Annotated in this window: 16 protein-coding genes; 12 read left to right on the top strand and 4 right to left on the bottom strand. The window is 67.3% G+C overall.

Going from position 1 to position 17019, the window contains the following annotated elements:
• Nucleotides 1-78: 78 nt before the first annotated feature.
• The 3 genes from AZG88_RS10765 to AZG88_RS10755 all read left to right on the top strand — a co-directional run bounded on the left by AZG88_RS10765 (nt 79) and on the right by AZG88_RS10755 (nt 3847).
• On the top strand, nt 79-930 hold the full coding sequence (locus AZG88_RS10765) for an SDR family oxidoreductase (RefSeq protein WP_197487801.1): 852 nt from the start codon (nt 79-81) through the stop codon (nt 928-930).
• Entirely contained in the window at nt 927-1655 is a 729-nt protein-coding gene (locus tag AZG88_RS10760) for an acetoacetate decarboxylase family protein (RefSeq protein WP_005244695.1), read from the top strand. The genes AZG88_RS10765 and AZG88_RS10760 overlap by 4 nt, the downstream gene beginning before the upstream one ends.
• Nucleotides 1656-1810: 155 nt before the next feature.
• Nucleotides 1811-3847, top strand: coding sequence for a neutral/alkaline ceramidase (locus AZG88_RS10755; RefSeq protein WP_061697664.1), 2037 nt, complete (start codon nt 1811-1813; stop codon nt 3845-3847).
• A gap of 18 nt (nt 3848-3865) precedes the next feature.
• Here the strand turns inward: AZG88_RS10755 and AZG88_RS10750 are convergent, their stop codons facing one another.
• Complete coding sequence (locus AZG88_RS10750; protein ID WP_005244697.1) at nt 3866-4765, bottom strand: LysR family transcriptional regulator; 900 nt, start codon at nt 4763-4765, stop codon at nt 3866-3868.
• A gap of 110 nt (nt 4766-4875) precedes the next feature.
• Here AZG88_RS10750 and AZG88_RS10745 point away from each other — a divergent pair, with 110 nt between their 5' ends.
• The 8 genes from AZG88_RS10745 (at nt 4876) to AZG88_RS10710 (ending at nt 13789) form a co-directional block, all read left to right on the top strand.
• On the top strand, nt 4876-6357 hold the full coding sequence (locus AZG88_RS10745) for an aldehyde dehydrogenase family protein (protein WP_005254482.1): 1482 nt from the start codon (nt 4876-4878) through the stop codon (nt 6355-6357).
• Complete coding sequence (locus tag AZG88_RS10740; RefSeq protein ID WP_061697663.1) at nt 6354-8072, top strand: hypothetical protein; 1719 nt, start codon at nt 6354-6356, stop codon at nt 8070-8072. The genes AZG88_RS10745 and AZG88_RS10740 overlap by 4 nt, the downstream gene beginning before the upstream one ends.
• The gene (locus AZG88_RS10735) at nt 8072-9076 is read left to right on the top strand and encodes a membrane dipeptidase (protein ID WP_061042331.1); all 1005 of its coding nucleotides are present in this window, start codon (nt 8072-8074) and stop codon (nt 9074-9076) included. Before AZG88_RS10740 ends, AZG88_RS10735 begins: the two co-directional genes overlap by 1 nt.
• Entirely contained in the window at nt 9073-9825 is a 753-nt protein-coding gene (locus AZG88_RS10730) for a hypothetical protein (RefSeq protein ID WP_061697662.1), read from the top strand. The genes AZG88_RS10735 and AZG88_RS10730 overlap by 4 nt, the downstream gene beginning before the upstream one ends.
• On the top strand, nt 9818-10222 hold the full coding sequence (locus tag AZG88_RS10725; RefSeq protein ID WP_005244702.1) for a RidA family protein: 405 nt from the start codon (nt 9818-9820) through the stop codon (nt 10220-10222). The genes AZG88_RS10730 and AZG88_RS10725 overlap by 8 nt, the downstream gene beginning before the upstream one ends.
• A gap of 110 nt (nt 10223-10332) precedes the next feature.
• A complete protein-coding gene (locus AZG88_RS10720) occupies nt 10333-11688 on the top strand; it encodes an MFS transporter (protein ID WP_061697661.1) in 1356 nt (451 codons plus the stop codon).
• Between the two features lie 228 nt (nt 11689-11916).
• On the top strand, nt 11917-12765 hold the full coding sequence (locus AZG88_RS10715) for a hypothetical protein (RefSeq protein ID WP_061697660.1): 849 nt from the start codon (nt 11917-11919) through the stop codon (nt 12763-12765).
• Nucleotides 12766-12817: 52 nt separating this feature from the next.
• Nucleotides 12818-13789: a YVTN family beta-propeller repeat protein gene (locus AZG88_RS10710; RefSeq protein WP_061697659.1), complete on the top strand. Its 972-nt coding sequence runs from the start codon at nt 12818-12820 to the stop codon at nt 13787-13789.
• A gap of 2 nt (nt 13790-13791) precedes the next feature.
• Here the strand turns inward: AZG88_RS10710 and AZG88_RS10705 are convergent, their stop codons facing one another.
• Complete coding sequence (locus AZG88_RS10705) at nt 13792-14991, bottom strand: MFS transporter (RefSeq protein ID WP_025431793.1); 1200 nt, start codon at nt 14989-14991, stop codon at nt 13792-13794.
• A 155-nt stretch (nt 14992-15146) separates the two neighbouring features.
• On the opposite strand from AZG88_RS10705, the gene AZG88_RS10700 reads away from it, so the two are divergent.
• A complete protein-coding gene (locus AZG88_RS10700; RefSeq protein WP_061697658.1) occupies nt 15147-15590 on the top strand; it encodes a MarR family winged helix-turn-helix transcriptional regulator in 444 nt (147 codons plus the stop codon).
• Nucleotides 15591-15631: 41 nt separating this feature from the next.
• Here AZG88_RS10700 and thpD read toward each other — a convergent pair whose 3' ends face one another.
• Nucleotides 15632-16546: an ectoine hydroxylase gene (thpD, locus tag AZG88_RS10695; protein ID WP_061042335.1), complete on the bottom strand. Its 915-nt coding sequence runs from the start codon at nt 16544-16546 to the stop codon at nt 15632-15634.
• Between the two features lie 36 nt (nt 16547-16582).
• The coding region (locus AZG88_RS10690) for an FCD domain-containing protein (RefSeq protein ID WP_061697657.1) at nt 16583-17019 on the bottom strand (437 nt) is incomplete at its 5' end.

Below are 17019 nucleotides of genomic sequence, written 5' to 3'. Positions count from 1 at the left end.
TGACGTAGTGGTATAGCGGCAAGTTTCACAGATCTTCGGCTCGAGAAGTGACACGAGTTCTATTACCTGGAGGTGGACGTGGTTACCAACGACGGCAGCAGCGGGCTCGCGAAGACGTCCGTACTCGTCACCGGCGGCGGCAGTGGTATCGGGTTGGGCGTCGCCACCGCCCTGGCGGCCGAGGGAGTGCACGTCACGATCTGTGGTCGCAACGAAGAGAAACTGGCACGCGCAGCGCAGCAGATCACCACCGACAATCCCGCGGGGACGGTCGACACGGTCACCGCCGACGTCACGAACGAGGACGACGTCATCCGCGCGGTCGCCACGGCGAGCGAGCGCACCGGGCAACTCGACGGCGTCGTCACGTGCGCAGGCGGGAACGAAACGGTGGGACCCGTGACCCACCTGGACGTCGACGCGTGGCGGCGGACCGTGGACCTGAACGTCACCGGCACCATGCTGACGATCAAGCATTCCGCCCGGGCGCTCGTCGCCGCTGGCGGCGGTTCGATCGTCACCATCTCCTCGATCGCGAGCAGCAACACCCACCGCTGGTTCGGCGCATACGGTCCGTCCAAGGCGGGAGTCGACAATCTGACGCAACTCGCCGCCGACGAACTCGGGGCCAGCAACGTCCGCGTCAACTGCATCCGCCCCGGTCTGACCCGCACCGACCTCGTCGCGCTCATCACCGACGGCGGACCCGTCCTCGACGACTACATGGCCAACACCCCGATCGCACGGGTCGGCGAGGTCACCGACATCGCCGCGCTCGCCAAGTTCCTCCTCGGCCCCGACTCCACCTGGATCACGGGGCAGATCATCAACGTCGACGGCGGCCAGATGTTGCGTCGCGGGCCCGACTTCACGTCGATGTTCGAGCCCATGTTCGGCGCCGACGGTCTGCGCGGGGCGGTCGCGCCGTGACGTCGCATCAGATTCTCGGCAAGCAGGTCGACATGCCCGTGCAGATCCGGGCCGCGTCGGCGTTCATGGCGATGTATTCGGTGCCGACCGCCGCCGCCCAGTCGCTGATCGACTACACCGGCCTCGAGATCCTGCAGTTCCGGCCCGGACGCGGCATCTGCGTGCTCGTGTTCGTCGACTACGTGGACGGCGACCTCGGGCCGTACAACGAATTCGGGGTGGCGTTCCTCGTCCGCGACCACCGGGCCGACGGCACCTCGGTCCCCGGGGACCTGAAGGCGCTGGCCAAGGGCCGGGCCGGGGCGCTGATCCATCAACTGCCCGTCGACGGCGACTTCACCCTGGCCGCCGGACGCGGCATCTGGGGCTTCCCGAAGGTCCTGGCCGATTTCGACGTCGACCACACCGGTTCCGTCAAGCGCGGTTCGGTGAGCCGGGACGGCCGGCTGATCGCCCAGTTGAGCGTCAAACCGGGCATTCCGGTGCCGGGTTCGGGGGCCGGCACGTCGCTCGCCGCCTATTCGCACCTCGACGAACTCACCCGGTTCACCACCTGGGACATGAACCCGATCGGGGTCCGCTCCCGGCCCGGAGGCGCGGAGCTGAAACTGGGCAGCCACCCGATCGCCGACGAGCTGCGGTCGCTGGGACTTCCGAAACGGGCACTCGTCACATCCTCGATCCCCGAATTGACGATGACGTTCGGGGACGCGCGGCCCGTCTGACCGCACGTGAGTGGCGAAGCGTGCCCGCGCACGCTTCGCCACTCACATGGGGGGTTGCGTCGATCACCGAACTGGGGTCCAATACCGGCTACGGTTCTGGACGCTTGACCAATTCGTGGCACCCCGGGGGGCGGCCGCCGAAAGGACGATCGGTAGTGCAGATCAGACGACGCAGCATGCTCGCGGGGGCGGCCCTGACTCCGGCGTTCGCCGCGCTCGGTTCCGGGACGGCGGCCGCAGAACCCGCCACCGACGGCGACGGCGAATTCCTCGTCGGTGTCGGCATTTCCGACGCCACCGGGCCGGTCGCCGACGTCGGGATGATGGGGTACTCCAGTTTCGAGCAGCGCGCCGAGGGACTGCATCAGCGGACCCGTGCGCGGGCGTTCGTGTTCGCCGAGGCCGGCCGGCAGCGCGTGGTCTACGTGTGCGTCGACGTGTGCATGATCTTCCAGTCCGTGCACGACGCCGTGCTGGCTCGGCTCGCGGAACTCCACGGCGGCCTGTACACGGAGCGGAACGTCATGCTCACGGCGGTGCACTCCCACGCGGCGTGCGGCGGCGCGTCCCACGACTACGCGTACAACCTCGCCGTGCTCGGCCACAACCGTCAGGTGTTCGACGCCGAGGTCGGTGGCATCGTCGAGGCGATCACCGCCGCGCACGCTACCCTCGCCCCCGGTTCGGTGTCGTACGGGCGCAGCGAACTCACCGATGCCAGCGTCAACCGTTCGCGGATCGCCTTCGACCGCAACCCCGCCGAGGACCGGGACTACTATCCCCTGGGCATCGACACCTCGATGCGGGTCCTGCGAATCACGCAGGGCGGCAGAGACGTCGGGGCGATCAACTGGTTCCCGACCCACGGCGCTTCGCTCACCAACACGAACCATCTGATCTCCGGTGACAACAAGGGCGCGGCCGCCTACTTCTTGGAGCACGACTACGAGGGTGTCCGTTACCTCGACGACGACAGGCCGCATTTCGTCGCCGCGTTCCCGCAGACGAACACCGGCGACATGTCCCCCAATCTCGACCTCCGGCCCGGCCACGGTCCCACCGACGACGAGTTCGAGAACACCCGCATCATCGGGCAGCGGCAGGTCGCGGCAGCACGGACGGCGTGGGAGTCGGCGTCGGAGACCCTCACCGGCGGCGTGGACAGCCGAATCATGTACCTCGACATGGCCAATCAGGAGGTCGGCGGCGAATTCACCCCCGACGGCCGCACGTACCGGACGTCCCCCGCGTGCGTCGGGGCCGCCATGAGCGCGGGCAGCACCGAGGACGGTCCGGCCATCCCGATCTTCCCGGAGGGCACCACCAATCCGCTCGTCGACGCACTCGGCGGGATGGACGCGCCGATCCCGCAGTGGCTGCAGGATGCGCAGGCCCCGAAACTCGTGCTGGTGGCCGTCGGTCTGCTGCCACCCGACGGGTGGGTTCCGCACGTGCTGAAGATTCAGATCATTCGCATCGGCGGGGTGTACGTCGTCGGTGGCCCAGCGGAATTCACGATCGTGTCCGGGCTGCGGATCCGGCGCACCGTCGCCGACAGACTCGGTGTCCGGCTGGAGAACGTGATCTTCCAGGGTTACGCCAACTCGTACGCGAGTTACTGCACCACCCCGCAGGAGTACGACGCGCAGCAGTACGAGGGCGGCTCGACCCTGTTCGGCCGATACACACTGCCCGCGTACCAGCAGGGATTCGCGGCGCTCGCGGACGCTGTGCGCACCGGGAGCGACGTTCCCCGCGGACCGGCACCCCGCGACCTGTCGCAGTTCCAGCCCTACCTCGGTCCGGGCATCGACCGCGACGAACCGCCCGCAGGCCGCGTCTTCGGCGACGTGCTGACCCAGCCCGCCGCGAAAGCGTCGGCGGGCGAACAGATCGCGGTCGAATTCGTCACCGGCCACCCCCGGAACGACCCGCGTCGAGGTGGCACGTTCCTCGAGATCCAGCGCCGCGGCGGCGACGGCTGGGTGCGTCACGCCGACGACGGCGACTGGTCCACCAAGTTCCGCTGGACGCGCACCGGGCCGAACCAGTCGGTCGCGCGCATCACGTGGGACGTCCCGGACGGAACACCCGCCGGACACTACCGTGTTCAGCACTTCGGCAACAGCCGCGACGCGGCAGGCGCGATCGCCGCGTTCACCGGGACGTCGAACGAATTCGAGGTCGGTTAGCCGCCGGACTCCGCGCACCTACCGGGTTTCGTCCGTCAGGTCGAGGGACGATGCGACGTCGAGGAAGTGCCGGATCGCCGGGACCTGTTGCCGGTCGGCGCGATACGCGACCGAGACGGTCGACGCCGCCTGCGGATCGGACAGCGCGACGTACCGCAGGTCCGGTAGGTGCAGGGCCCTGAGACTGGCGGGGACGATGGTGACGCCGGTGTTCGCGGCGACCAAACCGAGGAGGGTGGGAAACTGCACTGCCTCCTGGGCGGCCTCCAACCGGAAGCCCGCGTGGTGGCACAGGGCGGCAATGTGGTCGTAGAGTCGCGAAACCTGGCCTCGCGGAAAGGTGAGGAACCGTTCGTCGCGCAATTCGACGAGCCGCACCGACGTCCGGTTCGCGAAGGGATGCGACGAGTGCATCGCGACCAGTAGCGGTTCGCGGGTCAGCGGGCGCACCACGATGCCCTCCGCGCGGTCGACTTCCCGCACCAGTCCGATGTCGAGAATTCCGTCGGCGATCCCGGACAGCTGACGGTCGGTCGTCGACTCGGACAGTTCGACCTGGACTCCGGGCCACGCCTTCTGCAGGGCGAGCACCGTGGCGGGAACGATCCTCAACGCGGCGGAACTGACGAATCCGATGCGGAGCAGCCCGACCTCACCGTGCGCGACCTGCTCCACTGCCGCCAGCGCATGGTCGGCTTCCGCAAGGACGCGTCGGCCCTCGTCCAGGAGGACCCGGCCCGCGTCGGTCAGCTCGACGCGTCGCGTGGTTCGCTCGAACAGAGTGGTTCGCAGTTCCTTCTCGAACTTGCTGATCTGCTGACTGAGCGCCGGCTGTGCGATGTGCAGGCGTTCCGCGGCGCGCCTGAAGTTCATCTCCTCGGCCACCGTGACGAAGTATCGAAGCTGCCGCAGTTCCACGCGATTGATACTTGCAACTTATCAGTCGGTTGACAATAGGTACTTCTGCACGGTGTGTGCCCGGCCTAGCGTTGAGGGCACCGAATCACCATGCCATCGAGGAGTCAGCAGTGGAGCACCACGTCACCGCGCCGGACACGGACAATTTTCTACGCCACCTGATCGGCGGTGACTGGGTGGACGGGGAAGGTCCGGTCACCACGACGACGAACCCGTCCGACGAGACCACCGTCGCCGAATACCACCAGGCCGACACCCGTCTCCTCGACGCAGCGGTGTCCGCTGCAGTCTCGGCCCGGCGGGAGTGGGACGACCGCGGGATCATCGCCCGCGGACTGGTCCTGCGCCGGGCCGCCGAGATCCTGGCCGAGCGTGCGGACGAGATCGCGGAGCTGATGACCCGAGAGCAGGGCAAGACCCTCCCCGAATCGCGCGCCGAAGTCGGGGCCACCGTCGAGACCCTCCACTACCACGCAGCGCAGGCGAGGAACGCCGACGGCGCCACCTACCCTTCTTCTCATCCCGACGAGGTGATTCGGACGGTCCGCCGGCCGCTCGGCGTGGTCGCCGCCATCACCCCGTGGAACTTCCCGCTCCAGATCCCGGCCTGGAAACTGGCGCCTGCACTGCTCTGGGGCAACACGGTCGTCTGGAAACCCGCCAGCGACACCGTTGCGGTAGCCGCGGCCTTCGCCGAAGTCCTTGCCGCAGCTGGTGTCCCGGCAGGTGTCCTCAACATGATCCTGGGACCCGGCCCAATCGGCGCCGAACTGGTTGCCCGGGAGGAGGTCTCCGGAGTCACCTTCACCGGGTCGGTACCGGTGGGCAGGTCGATCCAGGCTGCCGCCGTGCCCCGCGGCGCGAAGGTCCAGATGGAACTCGGCGGCCACAACGCGGCAATAGTGCTCCCCGACGTCGATCCGCACGACGCAGCAGCCGTGTTGATCGCCGGCGCCATGGGAAGCACCGGTCAGAAATGTACGGCGACGAGAAGGATCATCGCGGTCGGCGACGCCTACGACGCACTCGTTCCCGAGCTCGTCGCCCGCGTCGAGGAACTGGTGGTCGGTGACGGACTGGCACCCGAATCGCAGGTCGGCCCGCTCGTCTCGCCCCGCGCGGCAAAGGAGGTAACGGCCGCGGTCGACCAGGCGCTGTCCGAGGGCGCCGAATTGCTGGCGCGCGCACCACTGCCCACCTCGGGTGCTGCGTTCGTCGCTCCCACTCTGCTGGCGGGCAGCACCGAATTGACCATCTGCCGAGAGGAGGTGTTCGGCCCGGTGACCACGGTGTTGCGCGCGAAAGACCTCGACGAGGCCGTCACCATGGCGAACGCGACGCCCTTCGGCCTCACCGCCGCGGTGTTCACCTGTGACGAGCGCGCCGTTCGTCGCTGCATCCGTGACCTCGAAGCGGGACTGATCAAAGTCAACGCCCCCAACACCGGGTCCGAACTCCACGCTCCCTTCGGCGGACTCAAGGACTCGTCCTTCCCTGCTCCCCGCGAGCAGAATGCGGCAACCAGCGCCGAGTTCTTCACGTGGAGCAAGATCGCCTACGCCCGCACCGGAACGCCGAGGAGCGACGCATGAGGCCGACCGACACGCTCCGCCGGACGCAGACCCTGGCACGATCGCCCGAGCAGGTCCTGGACCCGGCCGACATGGGAGCGGCACGCTACACCCGTCACAGCTTCGCCCGGTCCTTCCTCCGAACGGCGGCCGCGCAGAACTGGCGGGTGGAACGCGAGAGGTGGGACGTCGACGGCGCCGGCCGCGGCGACATCGTGTACCGCGTCGTCATCGGTACACACGAGGTGCGCTTCGTCGTGTTTTCGGCGACCCTCACCGAGAGCGATCGAACCGATCGTGTCATCGCCAAGGCCTGGGACGTCACGGGCGCCCTGATCGAGGGACCGCTGACCGAGAGCCGGTTGAACGCATTGCGGGTGCAGGTACCGCGTCAGGAAGAAGGCCGGGCGGACGACGGCACTCTCATCTGGACGCGGGCGAACCGCAGTGCCCGATTCTTCGACTACGTCGTCGACCGCCTCTCCGAGGGCAACCAACCGGACATCACGACCATGGGCGATGCCGCCTACATTCTGCGGAGCACCGCGTTCTACAGCAACGGAAAGTTCGGGCTCGCAGATTTCGATCGGCTCGACGCCGACCATCCCCTGCGTCTGCCCTACCGGGCACACATGCTGACCGCCTGGCTGTTGCGCGAGCTCAGTTACGACCTCGTCGAGCACTGTGCCCGCGCCCGAAACCCTCTGTCGGTGCGGCTGTCCGGAGACTGGCGACGCTACCTCGGGCTGGGCAACGCAACAGGTCTCGGCATGGTGCCCTACGTGATCAACCACCCGCACGTGCTCGACGCCTGGTGTGCCACGCGGGAACTCCCGCTCGCTCACGCGCTGGCACAGGCCACCACGCCCGCCGATCGACGCATCCACACTGCCGGCGACCTGCTCGAGCGAGCCACCCACTACTTCCGCGAACGCGCAGACCTGGCGACTGCACCCTTCGTACCGTGCGGCGAACTCTCGTCCCGACTCGAACCACTCCGGGCCATGCTCGCCGAGTACATCGACAGCGGGACGATCGGCGGGGAGGCCACGACCCATGCGTGGCGGACGCTCCACGAGCACGCGGCGACAATCGGTCCCGAGGCACGCGCCGTCGTGGACAGCGTGATCGTCGAGGTACATCCTCAACTCGACGCCGAGGTCGAGGAGTTGCTGTGCTGCGATCAGCGGCAGGACGTCGATCCCGCACAGACCTGCGCCCAGTTGCGCTCCGCCCTCCGAGAGCGCTACGGGTGGGTGCGGCGCTTCGACTTCGACGATCCCGACGAACTGGCCCATTTCTGGTTCTCCTCGGAGAACAACGAGGAGCCGCGTCGCGGACGCAGGGGCATCGATCCCGGCGAGAACGTCGAGCATCCGATCGACATCGCCCGGTCCGTCGCCTCTCTGGACCGCGATCTCGCGGCGGCACATGACGAAGCGTCCGTCGCCGCCTTTCTCGTCGAGCATCCTCGGCACCGCGGCATCGTCGCCCGAGTCCAGACGCTCGCCGATGTCCCGTATTCGGAAGCACACGACAACCTGCTCGCCGAGAAGTTCCTTCCCCTGAATCTGCAGAGATTCCAACTGGCGATGTACGGGATGGACAACTACAGCCCGCAATCGACCGACTGGCTCCGCGTGACCCTCTACTCGGGAGCCCCACGGGCCGACGACGTCGCCGCCGGAGTCGACGACGACTGGATCTTCACCCGCAAGCCGCGAAAGGATTCCTAGTGCACACGCTCACTCACTCCGACCTGCTGGTGGTGGACGGACTCCAGATCAACAACTGGGATCGGAAGGTCCTCGAGGAACTCCGAGCCGGTGGCGTCACGGGTGTGAACGCCACTTGCGCGGTGTGGGACGGGCCGACCGACACCCTCGGCGCCGTCGCGCAGTGGTATCAACTCGCCGCCGACAACAAGGACATCGTCACCCTCGCGGAGACGTCCGAAGACATTCGCGCTGCGAAGCGGGACAACCGAATCGCCGTACTCCTCGGGTTCCAGAACTCCTCGCCGTTCGGGGACGACTACCGGATGGTAGAGATCTTCCATCGTTTGGGCGTTCGTGTCGCGCAACTCACCTACAACATTCAGAACCTGGCGGGCGGCGCCTGCTACGACGAGCACGACTCGGGACTCACCGCGTTCGGGCGAATCATGGTCGCCGAGATGAACCGCGTGGGGATGCTCGTCGATCTCTCCCACGTCGGCAACCGCACCTGCCTGGATGCGATCGACGCATCCGAAAAGCCCGTCGCGATCACCCATTCGAACCCGACCTGGTTCGTCGACAGCCCCCGCAACAAGCCGGACGAGGTCATCGACGCGCTGGCCGCCCGCGGCGGCGTGATCGGCTGCTGCCTCTACCCCAACGTTCTCGGAGGGGAAGCCACCTCCAGTTCCGACTTCGCGGTCATGGTCGCGCGACTCGTGGATCAGATCGGACCCGACCACGTCGCGATCGGGAGTGACTGCACCCGGAACTGGTCGGAAGACTACGTCGCGTGGTTGCGCAACGGTCGCTGGCGACCGCCCAGCCAGAATCCCGTCGAACCCGAGTGGCCCATGTGGCCGAACTGGTTTTCGGGCCCGTCCGACTTCCCGGTTCTCACCGAGTGCCTGCAGGAGGTCGGACTCGACGACGAGACCATCGCGAAGATTCTCGGTGAGAACTGGCTGCGGATCTTCGACGAAGTCTTCCCCGGCCTGCAGAAGACACAGGAACGCCGATGACCGACATGCTCACCCACACATCCGAGCAGGACGCATTCCCCACCACGAACAACCGAATCAGGTTGGCGGTACGGGAGGTTCGCGAGACCGCCTTCCGAGCGCTGTACGCGGCCGGGGTCAGCTCCGGCGAGGCCGCCGCCGCGGCCGACACCGTGACGGCGATGCAACTCCACGCGCGTACCGGGATCGACACTCTCCTGGAAACGCTGGACCGGCTCGATTCGACGAGCAGTCCCGCCGGTGTGTCGCTGTCGAGAAATTCCGCCGTCGACATCGTCGACCACTCGCCCCGGAGCGGTCTGCTGTCGGGACCCCTCGCGGTCGACCTCGCGCTGTCGCAATCACGACCGGTTCTGCTGTCCCGGATCGACGACCACGAGGCCGTCGACTGGTACGCCCTGCGCGCCGCGTCCCGTTCCGGCACGACGCTGTGGCTGGTCACTCTCGATGACCGTGGGCGGCACACGAGCGCGACGGTCGTGACAGCAGCCGGCGACATGCACCGCGACGTCGCTGTCACAACGGCGCTCGAACCCGACGTGACAATCCACGATGAATACGGCGGAGGCACGCTCGTCCTGACCGCACCACACGCCACGGACGCGTCCCGTCCCGTCCACACCGCGGTCGAACGCGAGACGCGATACCGCCACGCCGTCTCGTACGGCGTCTTCGTCGACACTGCGAAGTGGTCGCGGGCGTACGCGCTCGGCAGGCGATTCCTCGTTCCGGAGGCAAACCATGACTGACCAGCGTGAACTCGTCGCACATCCGCGCGGCACCGAACGACCGTATTCGAGAGCCGCAGTGTTCGCCGGCACCATCTGGGCCTGCGGGCAGATCCCCACCACTGCGGACGGACAGACCCCGGCCGCGATCGGAGATCAGGTGAAGGTCGCACTGGACAATCTGGAAGCGACGCTCCTGGCTTCGGGCGGCGGGCTGCACACGCTCCTGAAGACCACCGTGTACCTGGCGGATCTCTCGGAGTTCGACGAATACAACGCCGCGTATCTCGACCGGCTGGAAGGGATTCCACTACCACCACGGACAACCGTGGAGGTCGCGCGCTTCCGCGGCAGCAAGAGAATCGAAATCGACGCGGTTGCCGCCGTCGACCAACGAATTGATAAGCACGAAGCATGAATTGGTAGGAGATTGGTAATTCCGCGCCGCCGATTCACTTCCTAATGTGGCAGCAACCACATCACGTGGGGACCGACCCTCAAGCCCACACCTCCGATGGGATTCCTCAGATGAACCTCGACACCACCGTCACCGCCCGATCGGGCGTCACACTGGACAACGCCAGGCTCAACGGCTTTCACGCCAAACTCGCCCTCTTCTCCTCGGGCGGCCCCTTTCTCGACGGCTACATCCTCAGCATCATCGGCATCGCCATGGTTCAGATCCAGGCGCAATGGGACATGAGCGCACTGTGGGCCGGCCTCATCGGGTCTTCGGCTCTCATCGGCGTCTTCCTCGGCGGTGCCGTGTTCGGCGCAGTGACCGATCGGATCGGCCGAAAGTTGATGTACACCATCGACCTGATCGTGATCATCGTCTGCTCGGTGCTGCAATTCTTCGCGGCGGACGAAATGCAACTGTTCATTCTGCGCTTGATCATCGGCATCGCGGTCGGCGCCGACTACCCCATCGCCACCGCCCTCGTGACGGAGTTCGCACCGAAGGCCTGGCGCGCCAAACTCGTCGGCGGCCTGAACGCCATGTGGTTCGTGGGCGCAACCACCGCCGCGTTCGTGGGTTACCTTCTGCTCAGCCATCCCGATGGATGGAAGTGGATGCTGCTGTCCTCGGCGGTTCCCGCCACCCTGGTCGTGATCGCGCGCACGAGTATCCCCGAGTCGCCGCGCTGGCTTCTCAGCAAGGGACGTTCAGCGGAGGCGCTGACGGTGTTGCGCAAGACGATCGGAAACGATGCGACTCTGGACGATCTGCCCGACGAGGAAGGGACCACATCGATTCGCGGACTGATGCGCGGAGGGTACCTGCAGCGGGTCGTCTTCATTTCGATCTTCTGGACGTGCACGATCGTGACCCTGTTCGCCATCTACGCATTCGGGCCGCAGATCCTCGAGCTCTTCAACCTCGGTTCCGGAAATCTGGCCCACATCGGCTACGGGCTCATCAACCTGTTCTTCCTCATCGGCAATGTCGTCGCGCTGCTGCTCGTCGATCGGCTCGGTCGCCGGCCGATCTTGATCTGGGGGTTCGTCCTCTCCGGTCTCGGATTGCTCTTCCTCGCGATCAAGCCGGACGCAGGCCTGTGGGTGATCGCATTCGCATTCGCGATCTACGCACTCTTCAACGGCGGACCCTCCATCCTCGAATGGATCTACCCCAACGAACTGTTCCCCACCGAGGTGCGGGCCACTGCGGTGCGGGCCACTGCGGTCGGCCTCTGCACGGGGATCAGCCGGATCGGCGCGGCGATCGGCACCTTCGCCACCCCGTGGGCGCTGTCCAACCTCGGACTCTCCGCAACGATGTACATCGCCGCGGGCATAGCCGCGGTGGGAGCACTCGTCAGCTTCCTCATGGCCCCGGAGACCCGGGGAACGGACCTGAGCGACGCCGCCGCACTGCGCTGAGCGCTCCGAATAACGCCGCTGCTGCCGGGCGCCAGTCCCCGGCGGCAGCGGCGTCACCATGTCCACGCGCGTATCGGCGACCCAGGAGGGTGCCCCCGCTCACAAGCGGCGCCGCAGTGTCTAGCCCACCACATCGACGTTGCACCCCAACGCATTTCACGCTCATCCGTCACACCACCGACCGTGCGATGAAACTACCCGGCAATACTTCCGGACGACAGTGGGCGCATGAACGATGCCGCGAGAGAACCCGGAGTTCATGTCAACGCGTGCGAGGCGTGCGGTCGGCTTCCGCACCCCCGTCGCGTCCGCCTGGCGCTCGCGAAACTGTGCGCCGTCTTTCCCGTCGAACTATTGCTCCATGCCTTGGTCATTCATTTCCACGTCTCCTACCTGATGACCGTCACGGTCCTGACCGTCAGTACCACGGTGTTGGTGATCTGGGTGGTGGAGCCGTCGGCGATGAGACTGCTCGGCGGCTGGCTGCACGGTCCGCCCGACGGCAGACACGGCGATCTCCCGACCGGACAGTCGCTCTGGCGCATCCGTGTCCGGGTGAGCGACCAACCGGGACAGCTCGAATCGCTGGCGCGCAACCTCGCGAAGCTGGACGCCAACATCCTGACCGTGCACGTCCATCACCTGGACGGCGGTTCGCTCGACGAGCTGATCGTCGGCGCGGACCGGGAGACGCCACCGGACGCGCTGTCGCATGCCGTCCGGGCCGGGGGCGGTCGCAGTGTGGGCATCTGGCCGGCGTCGGCGCTCGCGCTGATCGACGGACAGACGAAGGCGCTGACGTTGGCGTCGCGGGTGGCGGCCGATCCGTCCGAACTACCCCTGTCGATCGCGGAGCTTCTCGGCGCCCAGTACGTCGATTCGCGAGTGAGCGACCATCCGACCACGGCGGCGTCCGTCGCGATCCCGTCGGGCGAGGGCGAGCCGCTCGTCTTCGTGCGGCCGGCCGACGAGCCGTTCACTCCGGCCGAGATCGCGCGTGCCCGTCGCCTCAGCGAGTTGGCGCAGCGAACACGCGAGACCGCGAACGCGGGGGGACTCGCCGAGCCTGCCACGTGATCTTGCGGACGTCCCCGACGGCGGCCTGGGTGCGAGAGACACTACGACGGTGATGTTCGCCCGCACTTCGACCGTCCTGACGATCGGCGCCGCCACGCTCGGCCTGCTGGCCACCACCGCCGGCGCGGCGCCGACGTACGCCGTCACCGCCACCGTCCCCGTCGGGCAGACGCCGATGCAGGTGGCGGTCGCACCCAACGGCGCCGTCACGTACGCCACGAACTCCGGGGCCAACAGCGTCTCCGTCATCGACACCGCGACGAACGTCGTCACCGCCACCGTCCCGGTGGGCGGCGGCCCCACCGGGATCGCCGTCACCCCGAACGGTGCGCGGGTGTTCGTCGTGAACACCGCCGACCGGACGGTGTCCGTGATCGACACCGCCACCAACACGGTGGCGGCGACGATCCCGGTCGGCGAGTTCGCCTTGGCGGTTGCGGTTTCCGCCGACGGCGCCCACGCCTATGTCACGAACGGCGTCGAGAGCACCGTCTCCGTGATCGACACCGCCACGAACACGGTGACCGCCACGGTTCCGGTCGGCGCCTTCCCCATCCAGCTCGCGGCCAACGGCACGCACGTGTACGTCACCAACTCCTCCGACAACACGGTGACGGTGATCGACACGGCCACGACGACCGTCGTCGACACGATTCCCGTCGCCTCCCATCCCAGTGCCGTGACGGCGACGAACGACCGGGCCTACGTGCGGAGCGGCGCGGAGATGTCGGTGATCGACGCCGCCACCAACACGGTGACCGCCACGTTCGGCGTCGACGGGATAATGGGCGGCGCCGCGGTGACCGGGGACGGAAACACGCTGTACGTCATCGACTCCGAGGGCGGGTCCGTCACGGTCTTCGATCCGGGCACCAACGCCGAGGTGACGTCGCTCGCCGTCGGTGGCAGCGCCGGTGGCGTCGCGGTCTCCGCCGACGGCAGGAAGGCCTACGCCACCAGCCAGAACGACAACACGATCGTCACCATCACGCGCGCAGCGGGCGACGCGACGCCGCCGCGCTGACGCTAGACCGACACCACCGCTGGATCCTCCTCCACCGACTGATCTTTCGACCGACGGTCGAGTGCGGTGGCGAGGACGAGAACGGCGAGCGCGCCCACGGTCAGTGCGGCACCCATCCAGATCGGGGACGTGAAGCCGAGTCCCGCGGCGATGGTGATGCCGCCGAGCCAGGCCCCGAGTGCGTTGCCCACGTTGAAGGCGGCGATGTTCGCGCCGGACGCCATGGTCGGCGCCTGTGCCGCGTAGTTCATGATCCGCATCTGCAGCCCGGGGACGGTCGCGAAACCGAAGAGCCCCATGAAGAAGAGGGCTGCGATCGTCATCGGCTTGCTCCCGGCGGTGAGGGCGAACACGACGAGCACGACGGTGAGCACGGCGAGGATCGTGATCAATGTGCGGGTGAGTGCCTTGTCAGCGGCCCGCCCACCGAGGACGTTGCCGACGAACAGACCGCCGCCGAAGAGCACGAGGAGCCACGGGACGCTGGTCGACGCGAATCCGCCGACCTCGGTGAGGGTGAACGCGATGTACGTGAACGCACCGAACATGCCGCCGAATCCGAGGATGGTGACGGCGATCGAGAACCACACCTGCGGAGACCGGAAGGCCTGCAGTTCGGTGCGCAGACCGTCGGATTCCGGTGCGTCCGCCGGACGGGACACGGACGGCACCAGCGTTGCGATGCCGATCAGCGCCACGACGCCGATGACGGTGATGGCCCAGAACGTGGAGCGCCAGCCGAACTGCTGGCCGAGGAACGTGCCGAACGGGACGCCGAGAACGTTGGCGATGGTCAGTCCCGCGAACATCGTCGCGATCGCGCCTGCCCGCTTGCTCGCGGGCACGAGGTCGGCGGCGAGGACCGAGCCGATGCCGAAGAACGCGCCGTGGCACAGGGCTGCGAGGACGCGTCCGCCCATCATGACCTCGTACGTCGGGGCCAGCGCCGACAGCAGGTTGCCGCCGATGAACAGCACCATCAGCGCCTGGAGCACGCGTTTGCGGTCGAAGCGGGTGACGGCTGCGGTGATGACGATCGCCCCGATGGCGACGGAGAGGGCGTAGCCGGAGATGAGGTAGCCGGCCACCGACTCGCTCACCTGGAAATCGGCCGACACCTCCGGCAGCAATCCCATGATGACGAATTCGGTGAGACCGATCCCGAAGCCGCCCATTGCGAGGGCGAGCAGACCCAGTGGCATCGCAGCCACTCCTTTCGTACAGACTGGGAGATAAGAGCGCTAGCTCGAATACCGCGTCTGCATTAGTTGCAGGCGCGCCATAAATAGTTGCACACGCCTGCTATGTGCGCAAGCTGGTATTCTGACCTGGCAGTCGTATCCACAGGAGGTGGCCCATGGCAGTCGCTGACGACGCCGTCGAGATCCGGTCGCAGGGATGGCGCACGCTCGCGGCCCTCCACGGGCTGCTCGAGGCGGAGCTCGAGCGCGCCCTGCAGCGTGGGCACGATCTCTCGGTGGTCGAGTACACGGTGCTCGACGCACTCAGCCGTCAGGACGGGTGGCACATGCGCATGGCGCAACTCGCCCGCGCGGCGGCGCTGAGCAGCAGCGCCACCACCCGGCTGGTGAACCGCCTGGAGAACCGCGGACTGCTCACCCGCATTCTGTGCGACGACGACCGTCGCGGCATCTACACCGAGCTCACACCCGCGGGCCGGGCCGCACTGGACGAGGCGCGTCCCACCCACGACGCCACGCTGGAAGCGGCGCTCGATCGGGCCGCCGTGATTCCCGAGCTCGCCCACCTCGCCCGGGCCCTGCACGAAGTCCCCGCATAGGTGAGTGCCAAGGCGTGCCGGAGCACTCCTTGCCACTCACGTCAGGACAGCGGGGTGAAGTCGCGCGACGCGATGTACTCCGGCCGCGGACGCGCCGCGGCGAACGGCTCCACGAGGGTGTTCTCGACACTGTTGAACACGAGGAACAGGTTCGACCGCGGGTAGGGCGTGATGTTGTTCCCCGACCCGTGCATGACGTTGGAGTCGAACCACAGCGCGGTGCCTGCGGCACCGGTGAACTGGTCGATCCCGAACTCCGCCGCCATCCGCGTCACGTCCTCGCGACGTGGGACCCCGACCTCCTGCGCGACGAGAGACGACGTGTAGTTGTCGTCGGGGGTGGCGCCGACGCACTGGACGAACCGCTTGTGCGAACCGGGCATCACCATCAACGACCCGTTGAACGGGTAGTTCTCGGTGAGCGTGATCGAGCAGCTGACAGCCCGCGGGACGGGAAGACCGTCCTCGGCGTGCCAGGTCTCGAAGTCCGAGTGCCAGTAGAAACCGGTGCCCTTGAAACCGGGCATCGAGTTGATCCGGCTCTGATGGATGTAGACATCGGAACCGAGGAGTTGTCGCGCGCGGTCGAGGATCCTGCCGTCGCGGATCAGCTCGGCAACCACGTCACCGCGCCGGTGCACGTCGAAGACGGAACGCACCTCGTCGGTGCCGCGTTCGCAGATGACGCGCCCGCTGTCGCGCATCGCGGGGTCCCGGGACAGCCGGTCGAGCTCCTCCCGGCACGACATCACTTCGCTCGCGTTCAGGAAATTGTCGATGATGGTGAAGCCGCGTGACTCGTGTCCGGCGAGGGCCGACGAATCGAACGGCCCGTCGGCGGGTCTGCCCCACACGGCGGGTTCGCTTCGTTGGAGCATCGACGGCTCGGCGGCGATCCGAGTCGGGTAGCGATCGTGGCGGTTGGTGTGTCCCTGAACCTCAGCTACCTGGGTCATTGGCCCTCCTCGGCACTTACCTCTACTTCTCCGTCGCTACGACGACAGAGTCTTCTGATCGGCGCGGAGCCGCTGGACAGCGTCGTCCAGGTGTTCGGCGAGCAGTTTCTGCACCTCTCCAGCTGTACCCGACCGGATCGCCTCGCGCAGGGTCGCGTGTTCCTGCGCCTGCTCGCGGATGTCGTCGTAGGTGGTCTGCAACGCACCCAGGCACATCCGGGTCTCGATCAGCAGTGTCCGCGCCGCCCGAATGAGCCGGGGGCTCTCCGAACTCTCCACCAGGATCTGATGGAACTGCTGGTCGGCGTCCGAGACGGCGGCGGCGTCGCCGCGCTCGGCCGCGGCCTGCATCACGAGCACGGTGGGTTCGAGCGCCAGGTAGGTGGCTTCCCGGCGGCCGTCGTCGAGAATCATTTCGAGCGCCCCGCGCTCGATGACCGAGCGGCTGCGGTACACGTCGACGACGTCGTCGA

The organism is Rhodococcus sp. LB1, from assembly GCF_001583455.1.
In the GTDB taxonomy this organism is placed as follows: domain Bacteria; phylum Actinomycetota; class Actinomycetes; order Mycobacteriales; family Mycobacteriaceae; genus Rhodococcus_F; species Rhodococcus_F opacus.
Note: the sequence above shows the minus strand (reverse complement) of the source record. Positions and strands in the feature narration are given on the sequence as shown.

Coding starts and splice junctions, on each gene's coding strand:
- AZG88_RS10705 (WP_025431793.1), bottom strand. CDS start 14,991: ATGCCACTGGGTCTGCTCGCCCTCGCAATGGGCGGCTTCGGGATCGGT.
- thpD (WP_061042335.1), bottom strand. CDS start 16,546: ATGACCCAGGTAGCTGAGGTTCAGGGACACACCAACCGCCACGATCGC.
- AZG88_RS10725 (WP_005244702.1), top strand. CDS start 9,818: ATGACTGACCAGCGTGAACTCGTCGCACATCCGCGCGGCACCGAACGA.
- AZG88_RS10720 (WP_061697661.1), top strand. CDS start 10,333: ATGAACCTCGACACCACCGTCACCGCCCGATCGGGCGTCACACTGGAC.
- AZG88_RS10730 (WP_061697662.1), top strand. CDS start 9,073: ATGACCGACATGCTCACCCACACATCCGAGCAGGACGCATTCCCCACC.
- AZG88_RS10715 (WP_061697660.1), top strand. CDS start 11,917: ATGAACGATGCCGCGAGAGAACCCGGAGTTCATGTCAACGCGTGCGAG.
- AZG88_RS10740 (WP_061697663.1), top strand. CDS start 6,354: ATGAGGCCGACCGACACGCTCCGCCGGACGCAGACCCTGGCACGATCG.
- AZG88_RS10700 (WP_061697658.1), top strand. CDS start 15,147: ATGGCAGTCGCTGACGACGCCGTCGAGATCCGGTCGCAGGGATGGCGC.
- AZG88_RS10710 (WP_061697659.1), top strand. CDS start 12,818: ATGTTCGCCCGCACTTCGACCGTCCTGACGATCGGCGCCGCCACGCTC.